This window comes from Imperialibacter sp. EC-SDR9 (genome assembly GCF_902498805.1).
Taxonomy (GTDB): Bacteria; Bacteroidota; Bacteroidia; order Cytophagales; family Cyclobacteriaceae; genus Imperialibacter.
The window spans coordinates 104,682-117,594 of record NZ_LR701637.1 but is presented as its reverse complement, the minus strand read 5'-3'; the positions used below and the strand labels follow the sequence as shown (position 1 = coordinate 117,594).

At 45.7% G+C, this 12,913-nt stretch carries 9 protein-coding genes; 7 read left to right on the top strand and 2 right to left on the bottom strand.

Annotated elements, in window-relative coordinates:
• From GC130_RS25945 to GC130_RS25930, 4 genes are all read left to right on the top strand, one after another.
• Positions 1–1,296: a peptidoglycan DD-metalloendopeptidase family protein gene (locus GC130_RS25945; RefSeq protein ID WP_152001288.1), complete on the top strand. Its 1,296-nt coding sequence runs from the start codon at positions 1–3 to the stop codon at positions 1,294–1,296.
• Positions 1,297–1,376: 80 nt separating this feature from the next.
• Positions 1,377–3,668: a patatin-like phospholipase family protein gene (locus GC130_RS25940; protein ID WP_152001287.1), complete on the top strand. Its 2,292-nt coding sequence runs from the start codon at positions 1,377–1,379 to the stop codon at positions 3,666–3,668.
• Positions 3,669–3,736: 68 nt separating this feature from the next.
• Positions 3,737–4,471 (top strand): OmpA family protein, encoded by a 735-nt coding sequence (locus GC130_RS25935; protein WP_152001286.1) that lies wholly within the window; start codon positions 3,737–3,739, stop codon positions 4,469–4,471.
• A gap of 38 nt (positions 4,472–4,509) precedes the next feature.
• On the top strand, positions 4,510–6,591 hold the full coding sequence (locus GC130_RS25930; protein ID WP_152001285.1) for an OmpA family protein: 2,082 nt from the start codon (positions 4,510–4,512) through the stop codon (positions 6,589–6,591).
• Positions 6,592–6,909: 318 nt separating this feature from the next.
• Here the strand turns inward: GC130_RS25930 and GC130_RS25925 are convergent, their stop codons facing one another.
• Positions 6,910–7,731 (bottom strand): hypothetical protein, encoded by an 822-nt coding sequence (locus GC130_RS25925; RefSeq protein WP_152001284.1) that lies wholly within the window; start codon positions 7,729–7,731, stop codon positions 6,910–6,912.
• A 254-nt stretch (positions 7,732–7,985) separates the two neighbouring features.
• On the opposite strand from GC130_RS25925, the gene GC130_RS25920 reads away from it, so the two are divergent.
• From GC130_RS25920 to GC130_RS25910, 3 genes are read left to right on the top strand one after another with little or no spacing between them, the layout of a single operon-like run.
• A complete protein-coding gene (locus tag GC130_RS25920) occupies positions 7,986–9,425 on the top strand; it encodes an aldehyde dehydrogenase family protein (protein WP_226940612.1) in 1,440 nt (479 codons plus the stop codon).
• 1 nt (position 9,426) lies between these two features.
• Positions 9,427–11,403 carry a GMC family oxidoreductase gene (locus GC130_RS25915; RefSeq protein ID WP_152001282.1) on the top strand — a complete coding sequence of 659 codons (1,977 nt, stop codon included), beginning with the start codon at positions 9,427–9,429 and terminating at the stop codon, positions 11,401–11,403.
• 60 nt (positions 11,404–11,463) lie between these two features.
• Positions 11,464–11,865 (top strand): hypothetical protein, encoded by a 402-nt coding sequence (locus GC130_RS25910; protein ID WP_152001281.1) that lies wholly within the window; start codon positions 11,464–11,466, stop codon positions 11,863–11,865.
• On the opposite strand, the gene GC130_RS25905 is transcribed toward GC130_RS25910, so the two are convergent.
• Positions 11,866–12,912, bottom strand: coding sequence for an alcohol dehydrogenase family protein (locus tag GC130_RS25905; RefSeq protein ID WP_152001280.1), 1,047 nt, complete (start codon positions 12,910–12,912; stop codon positions 11,866–11,868).
• Position 12,913 lies beyond the last annotated feature (1 nt).

Genomic DNA, 12,913 nt, shown 5'->3' with positions numbered 1-12,913 from the left:
ATGAAGAAATACGTTCTGGCAGGAACCATCTTAGTAATAATCTCTTGTTTATTTTTCCTCGCATATAAACACCAGCAAGCTACCTACCAACCTGAATACACCGGCGAAACGGAATTGGTTACGGTAGACACAGTCACAACGGTCTACGAACCCGAAAGACTCTACGGTTTTAATTTGGATTCTTTTAACGTTTACGAAGACATCGTTAAAAGAAATCAGACACTGTCTGATATTCTGAAGACCTACAATATTGACCCCACCAAAATTTATGAGGTGGCCACTAGCTCAAGAAAAGTCTTCGATGTAAGGAAAATTGGCTACAGAAAAAACTACACCGTTTTCACCACAAAAGACTCTGCGGCGAAGGTCGTAGCCATGGCTTACGAACCGGACAAAACCGAATATGTGGTCTTCCACATGTCCGACTCTGTTTATACAGAGCGAGTACAAAAGGAAAAAGCGCTTCAAGTTCGGGCTATTGCTGCCAAAATTGAGTCTTCGCTCTATGAAACGCTCATCAACGCCAATGTTTCACCTATGCTTGTTTCGAAGCTGGTAGATATGTACGCCTGGCAAATCGACTTTTTTCATATTGATGCCAACGATTACTTCAAAGTCATATTTGAAGAAGAGCTAATTGAAGGCGAGGTGGTAAACATTCCAAGGGTGGTGGGGGCCTATTTTTATCATGCTGGCCGTGATTTTTATTCGGTGTACTACAACCAGGGAGACGGGCTGGATTACTTCGACGAGGAAGGAAACAGCCTCCGAAAGGCTTTTCTTAAAGCCCCGGTTAATTTTAGCCGGATAAGCTCACGGTATTCGGGTAGACGGTTTCACCCCGTGTTAAAGAGGTACAGGTCTCACCTGGGGACGGACTACGTAGCAGCTAAGGGAACACCAATTTATACCGTGGGTGATGGTGTTGTCACGGAAGCCACCTACCATTCAGGAAACGGTAATTATGTGAAAATACGGCACAACGCCACCTACACTACTCAGTATCTGCACATGAGTAAAATAGCCAGCGGCATGCGGCCCGGCAAAGCGGTGAAGCAAGGTGAGGTCATTGGCTACGTGGGAAGCACAGGGTTGGCTACGGGGCCGCATGTTTGCTTCCGGTTTTGGCGCAATGGCGTTCAGGTCGATCCTTTCTCTGTCGAAATCCCACCGTCGCAGCCTATTGCTGAGGCGCATAAAGAAGCATATTTCAAAGAAAGGGATAAGATTCTTTCGGCTATTGATACCATCTCCTTTTTAACCGAAAAGCCAGTTCTCAATGCTTCTGTAGATTAACCTTCTCTTCCTGCACACTTTTATTTGTTGCCAGCAGTTTTGACAGTATATTCTCGCAAAATTTTCTAAAACTGTCAAGTATGGGGAAAAGGCTGACTTTGCTCCTTTCAATGTCACTCATTTACTGTTGCAGCTTTTCCCAAAAAGTGGCGCTTGTACTTAGCGGCGGCGGCGCCAAGGGGCTGGCACATGCTGGGGTAATCAAAGCCCTCGAGGAAAACAACATCCCTATCGACTACATAGTGGGCACTTCAATGGGCAGCATCGTAGGTGGGTTCTATGCCGCCGGATACAGTGCAGACCAAATCATGGAAATAGCTCTATCACAAGACATCCAAAACTGGGTCAAGGGAGTGATCAGAGATGACTATAACTACTACTATACCCAGAAGGATCCTGACTCCCGATGGATGTCAGTCGAATTGTCACTTGACTCTGCCTTTACGGCCTCTTTCAGTGCCAATATAGCTGAGGATCATGCGCTGAACTTCGCCCTGGCCGAACACCTGGCACAGGCATCCCGAAGGGCTGGCTACAATTTCGACAGCCTTTTTGTGCCCTTCAGGGCAATGGCCGCAGAAGTTTTCACTCAGCAGGCAGTGCTGCTGAGTGATGGAAACTTGTCGGATGCACTCAGGGCTTCAATGACGGTTCCCTTCTTCTTCCGCCCTATAAAGTTTGATGGAAAGTATCTTTTCGATGGTGGCATTTACAACAACTTTCCCGTGGACATTGCCATCGAGGAATTTAAGCCCGACATCATCATTGGTGTTAATGTAGCCTCAAAGGTTTACAAGGAATACCCCTCCAAAGAAGCCGACCACCTTGTAAACGAGCAATTGCTCTTTCTTATGCTTGATAAGTCTGACCCAACCAGACTGGAGGGTAACATCTACATCGAGCCCAACCTGGAAGGGCTCAGTTCAACTGATTTTGCAAGAGCCAAAAGTATAACCGACAGTGGCTATGTGGAAACTATGAGACAAATGGAGTTCATCAAGTCGAAAATAGGTCGACGTGTTGAGAAGGAGGAAATCGCCTCTAGCAGAAACTCATTTAAATCAGATTTTGTACCGCTCGACTTCAGTGAAGTGGAGGTCGAGGGGTTTAATTCCAGACAAACAAAATACCTCGACAATCTGCTGGAGAAAAAGAACAAAATTGTTGAGCTGGAAAAGATAAAGTCAGGCTACTACAAAATCGTTTCTGAAGACTACTTCAGAAGTATGTATCCTCAAATCACAAAGAGCGAAACTAGCGACAACTACAAGTTAAAGCTGACTGGCTCACCTCACAGGAAGGTAAAAATGATTTTGGGAGGAACAATGACCAGCCGAAGCACCTCTAACCTGTTGGTTGGCGCACAATACAAGCGGCTTGGCCAGGTATTCACCCACTTCGACGGTGCCATCAATGCTGGCAGGTTTTACCAATCTGCCAAAGCCAGCGCCAGGCTTTACTTTCCAACATATATCCCCTTCTATCTGGAGCCAAAATACGTTTACAACAAGTGGGATTTTATTAATTCTACTGAAATACTTTTGAGGGACAAGGCTCCCACAATTGTCAATCAGGTGGACAGAAATTTCACCTTCAACATCAGTACTCCCCTGGGCACTCACCACAAACTGACGTTCAGCCCGGGCCTTTTTTACACCCGAGATAATTTCGCCGCTATCCAGGAAGTTAATACCAGCGATGTACTTGACGAACTGCGACTCAAGGGTTTTACGGGCAAAATAAAAGTGAGGCAGAGTAACCTCAACTTCTATCAATACCCAACAAAGGGAGAGGCCTTTGAAGGTTCTGTTGGCGGATACCACGCTTCAGAAAAATACTTTCCGGGAAGCACCTCCGGACTTGCTTACAGAGAGGCCAGCCACTCCTGGCTAACGGCGAAAATCTCCTACGAAAAATACAACAGGTTGCTTAGCTGGTATGGAATCGGTTATCAGGTGGTCGGCCATTTTTCAACATTCCCTGCCCTAAGCAGCTACCGGGGAACTCAAGTTGCCGGTGGCGGCTACTACCCATTTCAAGACAGTCGTACTCTCATTCTGGAAAACTTCAGATCCAATAAGTTTGCCGCTGGCGGTGTGAAGCAGATGTTTTTTGTTCGTGACAACCTTCATTTCAGGATGGAGGGACATTTTTTTGTGCCACTCCAGTTGCTTGAGAAGTTGCCAAATGAAATGCCTGTATATAGACAAAACACCAGGAAGATATTTTTCGCTGCATCAGCAGGTGTAGTCTTTCAAAGCCCAATAGGCCCCATTGCCTTTGCTGCTAACTACTATGATGATGAAGAGCAAAAATGGGGAGCACTGTTTCATTTGGGCTACTTGCTGTTCAATGAACGAGCCTTTGATTAATTCAATAATTTTTTTTATTAGCTTCGAAAAAGCTTACTTTTATTGGAAAAATTACTATCGACCTTACCATGAAAATAACACCGGCAGCATATCTTGCCCTGTTTTTTATAGCAAGTGCGTGGCAGCTTAAAGCTAATGCTAGTTTTTTATCAACAGCAGGGTTTTATCAGCAGAAGGATTCCTTAGTTAAAGTGTCTGGAAAAGTTGTGGATGATAAAACCGGAGAACCTATTGTCGCCTCTGTTTTCTATGAAAAGCTTCCCTATTATGATGATATGGGATCGAATAAGAGCAAGCAGCAAGATGGCTCTTTTGAGCTATTCCTATTCAACAACACTTCCTACACCATGAAAATTAAGGCAAATGGGTATGATGCTGTTGACAGAGAATTTAAGGTTGGGCTACAGGCAGGCGATTCTGCCTTTAATTTGGAGTTCCGCCTTACCCCTGACAGGGCTAATCAAATGATCACTCTCGAAAATCTTATTTTCGAAAGAGGCAGGTCAAAGATAAGCTCAAGCTCGTTTGAAGAGTTGGATCGTTTGGTGGACTGGCTTAACGAGAGGCCCAACATGGTTATTCAGCTTGAAGGCCACACCGACTTTGAGGGCAGCGATGCCGCTAATATGGAGTTGTCGTTGGAAAGGGTAAATGCCGTAAAAGATTATCTAATTTCTAAAAACATAAAAAAGAACAGAGTGCAAACAAAAGCTTTTGGGGGCACTCAACCACTTACGCTTGAAAGAACTGATGAAGATAAACGAAGGAATCGCCGTGTTGAGGTACGAGTCATTCGAGAATAATTTATCCCTAATCCTAAACCTTATTGAATCGGCTTGATATGAAAAGAATTCTACTAGTATTATGTTCTTTTGCAATTGGCATAAGCCTGAAAGCACAGGAATCTGTTAGCTGGGCCAGTAGAGTCATTGAAGTTTCGTCAGAGATGTCCCCACTGGAATACTCAGCAATGCAGGTGCTTCACAAGCCCAACGTGTTGCCCAATGGAGGCGACAATCCCAATGCCTGGACCCCCAACAAGGCCGACAGAACCGAATTTATCACTGTTGCTTTCGAAAAGCCTATTAGAGCACAGCAAATTGCAATCGCTGAGTCGCAAAACCCGGGTGCCATTTCGCAGGTATATGCCTACGATGCTTCCTTCAATGAGTTTTTGTTGTTTGAGCTGACTCCCAGATCCATCCCTATAGAAAGCAGGCTGCTCAACCTTTTCTTCGAAAGAACCAGTTATGAGATTGCCGGCATCAGGCTCGTTATTGATGGGCGTTCTATCAAAGGGCTTAACAGTATCGATGCCATCGGTATAAGTGACTCAAACATTCCTATTACAGTATTGGTCAACATCGCCCAGAATGTAAACCAAAACCTGGAAACAGTTGAGAAATTGGGAGAAAACGTAAACAGTACCTACGTAGAGCACAGTCCAATTATATCTCCTGACGGAAAATACCTCTTTTTTAGCCGTCAGTACCATCCACAAAACGTTGGAGGCGTGGATGACGCCGAGGACATCTGGTATTCAGAATGGAATGAAGAAAAGCAAGAGTGGAACATTGCTAAGAATGCGGGCCCACCATTGAATACAAAAGGGCCAAACTTTGTTTCTTCCATAACTCAGGAAAATGGAGAGATGATACTTTTATTGGGTAACCAATATGGTAAAAAGGGCAAAATGTTTGCTGGTGCTTCAATGAGCAAGCTTGTCAATGGTGAATGGGCCGAACCTGAGAACATCGAGATTGAGAATGACTACAATTACAATTCCAGAGTAGACTATTCGCTTTCGGCAGACGGCAAAGCAATGATTATCTCATCGGAGAGGGACGACACCTACGGCGGGCGAGATCTCTATGTATCATTCAAAAAAGGCAACGGCACCTGGTCGGAGCCTAAAAACCTTGGCGGGGATCTCAACAATGCTTCTGATGAGCAGGCACCTTTCCTGACCAACGACAATAAAACCCTCTACTTCTCTACAAAAGGCATCAGTGGATACGGTGGTGCGGACATCTTTGTAACCACGAGGCTGGATGACACATGGCAAAACTGGTCGGAGCCCGAAAACCTCGGTGCAGGGATTAACACTGCAAGTGACGACATCTATTTCAATATGCCCACTTCAGGCAAGCATGCCTATTTCTCAAGAGGAGATGAAAATGAGGACACTGATATTTACAGGTTCGAAATTCAGGAGTTTTTCATCGAGTCCGACAAACTTTTGGCTACCTCTGAGTTAGACGGTGTTAAGAATAAAAACCTGAAGATAAACCCAAGGGATGTTGTCATTGCTCTGAACGGCAGGGTGCTTGACGAAAAAACCCAAAAGCCAGTAATTGCTACCATCATGATAGAAAGGCTACCTGACGGCGTCGACATCGGTGCGGTGAAGACCAATCCTGAAACAGGTGAGTTTCACTTTAGCCTAAGGGGCGGTGCCCACTATGGTGTAATCACTGAGGCTGCCGGTTATATTTCTCTCGATAGAAACCTTGACCTTAATCAGCCAAACCCTGAAGAAAAAACAAGGCAACTTGATCTTTATATGGTTAAGCTGGAAAAAGGTGCGGAAATATCGTTCAACAACATCTTTTTCGATCTTGAAAAATACGAGCTGAAGACCGCTTCTTACCCCGAGCTCGAAAGGGTAAAAGAAATGCTTGAAGCACAAAAAATAGGAAAGATTGAGGTTTCTGGCCACACCGACACCTCCGGCCCGGAAGATTACAATCAGCGACTATCCGAACTTCGTGCCAGAGCGGTTTATAATTACTTTATCAACAATGGCATCGATAAAGCAAGATTGACTGTGGTGGGGTATGGTGAAACCAAGCCTAAGGTACCGAATGACACAAGAGAAAACCGTGAGAAGAACAGAAGGGTAGAGTTCAAAATCATGGAGTAAATCAGGTGCTTTTGCTCGACTTTAGATAAAATCAAAAATGCCCGGCTTCGTCCGGGCATTTTTATTTGGCACCTCTGGTGAAAGCTGTTATGAGAAAAAGCAACTGCGCTGAGATTCTTACCAAAATCTAACTCACCGCAGCCCCCTCAAAACACTTCCTGGGAACTTTTCAAATGCTAGGTGTATCATCGTTTTAAGAAATGTCAGTCATAGATACATATTGTCTCGATAGAGGGAGGCAAAATTTCCTGATGGGAGGGGCTTGAGAGGCAGTCCAGGGGTTGACTAAAGCAAGGAGCTTAACCTTACGGCGGCACTTTATTTACTAGCAAGCAATTCGCTTTGTCCCCGGAAGTAATCTCTTACATTCGAAATACGATCAGACGGGTAAAGAAAATATGACTTGTCTACCAAAGCAACAGCCTTTACGATCTCTTTGGCATTCCAGGCTGCAATGGCCCTGTTGTAGTAGTTAAGCCCAGCTAACTGCTTTTTGGTAAGCATGCTGTTCTGAATATAGCTTTTCTGGCCGCTTCTGGTGTTCGACGAAATGCCCGATATGCTCTGACGCTGTGCGCTGAGATACTCTCTTTCCTTCTCCTGTATTTCATTTTGAGAAGAAATAAACCCGGCAATAGGGTCTGTAGATTCAAGCAAGAAGTCTTTCCCTGCTGTATTGATCTTTAAATAGATGTGGTAATCCGTTTCCACCAAATTTACCTCGTACCCCAAATCAGTGAGGTACAAAAAGTAAAGCGATGTAGCAGTGAGGCAATCATACTGTCCGGTCTCGAATTGATCTGCGAGACTCACATACTGCTCATAGTTTTTCAGCTCCTTCCGGTGAACCCTGTAGAAAAAGAATTTCAAGAACTGTTCTTCGCTCTTGTATTTCCGTTGCTGACTTTGATAGAAAGCAAGATTGGTTTCGTAGGTGATTAAGTCAGATTCGGCACGTTGTTGATCAACTGACTCATCGGCAACCAGTAACAAACCCAAAGCTGGTTCGCTGGAGGTATTGAACAGTACCTTTTCTTCAAACTCTGAATGAAAGCGCAAATCAGACACACTAATCCCCTGACCGAAGCCTATTGAAGCCCATCCGGTTAGAAGAATAAGTGTGTAAATCCTTGCACTCATCAGTTATTTTCTGTTAAGTCTTATCTAAATACGAGACGACATAACATAAAGTTAACATTAAATTAATATAACGTACGCCTCTCTCAGCTTTTTTCGACGAATTCGTCGGAGCAGTGGATAAATGTCCTTTGATTTGATGCCACACATTGTTCAATGTTACGTTAATGTTACCACAAATAGTTTTTGATTATCTTCCGGTAGACAATGAGGCTTATTTGTGGTAATTTGTTAGTAAGGATTAACACCACCTGAAATTGATAGACGAGAAACACCAAACAAAAACGCTTGACTTTGATCTGTCCGAGGTCTTTTTGCAACAGTCACAGAAAGCTCTTTTGCTCAGGAAAGAAAGCTACAAGCTGAGAATTGACCGGCTGAAAAAGATCAAGGCCTGGATACTTGCCAACAAGGCGAGAATTCGTGATGCCGTATACAGCGACTTCAAAAAGCCTGGCTTTGAAGCTGACCTCTCTGAAACCTTTGTGGTGCTGGCAGACATCAATCTGGCACTGAAAAGTCTTAAAAAATGGACAAGACCTACATCATTGCCTGCCGGGCTAACCTATTTCGGCTCTTCTGCATCTGTCGTCTACGAGCCGAAAGGCGTTTGCTTAATTATTTCTCCATGGAATTATCCGTTCAATTTATGCATAGGGCCGTTGGTTTCGGCTATTGCTGCGGGCAACACCGCTATTCTAAAACCATCTGAATTGACTCCCAACACCTCGAAGCTTATTGCGAAAATGGTAGGCGAGTTGTTTCCCCAGGGGGAAGTGGCGGTGTATCAGGGTGGGCCTGAAGTAACCCAACAACTTCTTCGGCTGCCATTCAATCACATTTTTTTTACCGGAAGCTCGGCTGTAGGCAAAATAGTGATGGAGGCAGCAGCCAAAAACCTAAGCTCGGTGACACTTGAATTGGGAGGTAAATCTCCCGTTGTAATTGATAAAACAGCAGATTTGAAAGACGCTGCCGAAAAAATCGTCTGGGGAAAACTTCTTAACTGTGGCCAAACTTGTGTGTCACCCGACTACCTCTTCATTCACGAGAGTGTAAAGGAGCCGTTTTTGGAACACCTGAAATATTTTCTGGAAACACTATTCAAACAACCCGGCGAAGATTTTAAAGAATCTCCTAGTTACGCCCGAATCATCAATAAAAAGCACTATCAGCGGCTCTGTCAGGCTTTGAGCACGGCCATAGAGGACGGAGCCAGCCTTATTTACGGTGGCGACGTTGATGAAACCGAAAACTTCATTTCTCCCACAGTTCTCGACAATGTGCCTCTTCACACCACCTTAATGAGAGAAGAAATTTTCGGCCCAATACTTCCGGTTAATACTTTCAAAAACCACGACGAGGTCATCCAATATATAAACGGACAGCCCAAAGCCCTATCGCTTTATCTGTTTTCGAACGATAAGGGCATTCAAAAAAGATACCGACTGGAAACCTCGTCAGGAACGGCGTGCGTCAATGATGTGGTAGTCCAATTTCAGCAGCCGCACCTTCCCTTCGGTGGAGTGAACGAAAGTGGCATCGGTAAGTCTCATGGACATTTTGGGTTTCTGGCCTTTTCAAATGAAAAAGCCTGGTTGAAACAAAGGGTCGGTTTCACCTCAGCCAAATTGCTTTACCCGCCTTATACTGCCGCAAAAAAACGGATTCTCAATATCCTTATGAAGTATTTCTGAAATGAAGCTTACAGAAAGACAGTGCAACATTTTGGAGGAAGTGGCCAACACTTTCATCGCTCCCGACACCACCAGTGGCGAGCACAAAGGTTTTTGGGCCTCGAAAGGAGCTGACAGGGTTTCCCCAGGCAAAATTGCAGAGGTGATAGCCTCCCAGCCCCGGCCTGCACGAGAGGAATTTAATCAACTACTGAAAATATTAGACAGTAACCTGCTGGGCATGACCTGGGCGGGGCCTATGAAGAAGTTTCTGGACCTGACTTTTCAACAAAGAGAAAAACTTTTCATCACCTGGTCCAATAGCCCTGTAAAAAAGCTCCGGAAGGCATTTTCTTCTCTCAAAAAACTTTCAACTTTCATCTATTTCAGCTCCACCGAAGATGGTTACCACCCCGACTTCAAGGCCATTCAGTATCCCGGGCCACTGCTGGACGATGCGGACAAACTCCCCCGACTTCCAGTATTGCAGATTGACAATGACAGTAGCTTAACCTGCGAATTACTCGTGATTGGTAGCGGTGCGGGGGGTGGTGTGATAGCAGGTGAGCTGGCAGGCTCAGGCAAAGACGTTATCATCGCCGACAAAGGCCCTTACCTCCACGGCGCTGACTTCACTCAGGAAGAAGGAAAGATGATTGAGACGTTGTATGACGGAAAGGGTGCCATCACGTCTTCCGACGGGCAGGTGAGTATTTTTGCTGGTAGTTGCGTAGGAGGCGGCACTACCGTCAACTGGGCTGGTAGCTTCAGGACCCCTGACTATATTCTTCAGGAATGGGCCAGCGAACATGGTGTACCTTTTCTAACCGCCCAGTCGTTTCAGGCCAGCTTAGATGCTGTAGTAGCAGAAATAGGTGTTAACACCAACTACTCGCTTCACAACCTGCAAAATCAGCTTCTGTTGGACGGCTCCAGGAAACTAGGTCAGCAGGTTGAACTCATTCCAAGAAATGAGCGGCGGCCAACTGTAGAAGATTTTCAAAAGCTGGGCTTTAGCAGCCTGGGCGACAGGTACGGGATCAAACAAGGCACTGCTCAAACCTATATTCGAAAAGCGACAACTGCCGGTGCCCGCCTTCTTTCGCAGTGCCAAATTGAAAAGATAGCCATTAAAAATGGAAGAGCAATAGGGGCAGAAGCGGTTTACTATTCACCAAAGGGCCACAAGAAAAAGGTCTTTATACAAGCAAAAAAAATTGTAGTTGCCGCCGGGGCTATTCAGACACCAGCGCTGCTGAAAAGAAGTGGGCTCAAGCATGAGCACATAGGAAGGCATCTTTACCTTCACCCTACTGTAGGTATTAGTTCCATCTACACACAAAAATCAGAAGCCTGGTTTGGGCCAATGATGTCTGTTGTCAATGATCAATTCGCCCGGTTGGACGGCAACTACGGCTTCAAGCTTGAAACACCGCCCACTCATCCCGGCCTCATTGCCATGTCTCTTCCCTGGTCAGGTGCCCGCCAATTCAAAGAAGACATGTTGAATGCATCGCACATTGCTTCTTTCATAGCCATTGTACGAGACAAGTTTCCTGGATACATCACTATCGACAAGGAAGGCCAACCGATTGTGCATTACAAACTTCATGGATTCGATTTGAAGCACCTCATTAACGGGATGGAAGAAGCGAGCCGGCTCCATTTTGCCAATGACTGCGAGCAGATCATCTATCCGCATTTCGGTAATCATCGCTTTAATAATACAGGCAAAAGAGCCGATCTTGAGAAATTTATCCACAACCTGCCGGTCTGGGGTTGGCGCCCAAATCAATTTTCGCTGTACAGTGCGCATCAAATGGGCACCTGCCGAATGGGGGAAGATAAAAAGACGCACCCAACAGCGCCTGATGGCAGCCTCTATGAAGTGCCCAACATCTACATTGGCGATGGATCAGCTTTCCCGTCGGCCAGTGGTGTAAACCCCATGCTGAGCATCATGGCTCTTGCCCATCACACTGCCAAGGGACTAAAATAGATGAGTGCAAAAGCAATTCCATTTTTATAATTTCGTTCATCCAATTGTGACCAAAACTATATGCGCCGTCTTTTAACATACGCTGTCGTACTTGTTGCCCTTACCCTTACCTTCTGCTCTGAAGGTGACAAAACCCAAAAGGCCCTTCAGGGGAAATGGAAAGCTAACTGGACGACAAGCAAAGAAGCCTTCCCCGATGTGAGCGATGACATCGCCATGACCATGGAAGGGTGGATTGAATTCAACAACGATGAAGTAACTATCACGGCCTATGGTTACCCTGGCTGCATATTTTCGGCAGACACACTTGAGCACTCGCAAAAATGGGCTATGAGGAACGATACGCTGGAGCTGTTGAATGAAGGCGATTTACATGGAATAGCCTACTTAATGAAAGAGAAGTCCGATGACCATATACAGTTGGTATTGATGGGTGACATCTTTCTGGATCTCACCAGATAATCAATTGTCCAGAATGATCTTTAAGCTCTTATCCAGCTTCTGATCAAAAATTCTGTATCCTTCTACCCCTTGCGCTAAGGGGAGCCTGTGAGAGATAATAGCCGACAGGTCAATTTGCTGACTGCCAAGCAAAGGAAGCAATTTTGACATGTAGTGCCTGGCAGGGCACCTTCCGGTTTTATAGGTGATGTTCTTGTTGTAAGCATCAACCGGCGAAAAGGTGAAGTTACTGGCCGTATGCACGCCCACAGATGAAATAATTCCGCCGGGGCGCACCACATCAAAAGCCAGTTGCTGCGCCGAAGGATTCCCAACAACTTCCATCACAGCGTCGGCACCAATTCCATTGGTTTGCTCAAGAATAAACTGCTTAGCATCGGTTTTTGACAAGTCCACCGCTACGGCTCCATACCTTTGAGCGATTGCCAGGCGCTCGGGCACGCTATCCACAGCCCAAATTTCGTCAGCTCCCTGTATTTTTGCTGCCAGAATAGCCATCAGCCCAACAGGGCCACACCCCAGCACCACATATCTTCCACCTGGCCTGACGCCGGCGTTTTCGGCACAAAAATAACCTGTACTGAAGATGTCGCCGGTGAGCAGTACCTGTTCTTCGCTAAGACCTTCGGGGGACTTAACCAACGTACTATCGGCAAGTGGCACTCTAACGTACTCAGCTTGTGCGCCATGAAGACCATGGCCGTGCTCTACCCAACCATAAAGCTGCCCTTGCAGGCATCTGCATGTAAGACCGATTTTGCAGAAATAACATACACCACAACTCGTCGTGAAAGGGCTTACCACCCTGTCGCCTTTTTTAAGGCCAGTGACAGCACTTCCAACCTCCACCACCTCCCCGAAAAACTCATGGCCCATGACAGTGCCGTAGTCCAGGCCTTTTTCGTGCTCCCGGTACACGTGCAAATCAGAGCCGCAAATAGCGGTGAGCGCTACTTTTACAATCACATCTGTTGGTTGAATGATCGTTGGATCCGCTACCGTTTCAAAGCTCAGCTTCTCCTTTCCCTGAAATGTGATGGCTTTCATC

Coding starts and splice junctions, on each gene's coding strand:
- GC130_RS25945 (WP_152001288.1), top strand. CDS start 1: ATGAAGAAATACGTTCTGGCAGGAACCATCTTAGTAATAATCTCTTGT.
- GC130_RS25940 (WP_152001287.1), top strand. CDS start 1,377: ATGGGGAAAAGGCTGACTTTGCTCCTTTCAATGTCACTCATTTACTGT.
- GC130_RS25935 (WP_152001286.1), top strand. CDS start 3,737: ATGAAAATAACACCGGCAGCATATCTTGCCCTGTTTTTTATAGCAAGT.
- GC130_RS25930 (WP_152001285.1), top strand. CDS start 4,510: ATGAAAAGAATTCTACTAGTATTATGTTCTTTTGCAATTGGCATAAGC.
- GC130_RS25925 (WP_152001284.1), bottom strand. CDS start 7,731: ATGAGTGCAAGGATTTACACACTTATTCTTCTAACCGGATGGGCTTCA.
- GC130_RS25915 (WP_152001282.1), top strand. CDS start 9,427: ATGAAGCTTACAGAAAGACAGTGCAACATTTTGGAGGAAGTGGCCAAC.
- GC130_RS25910 (WP_152001281.1), top strand. CDS start 11,464: ATGCGCCGTCTTTTAACATACGCTGTCGTACTTGTTGCCCTTACCCTT.
- GC130_RS25905 (WP_152001280.1), bottom strand. CDS start 12,912: ATGAAAGCCATCACATTTCAGGGAAAGGAGAAGCTGAGCTTTGAAACG.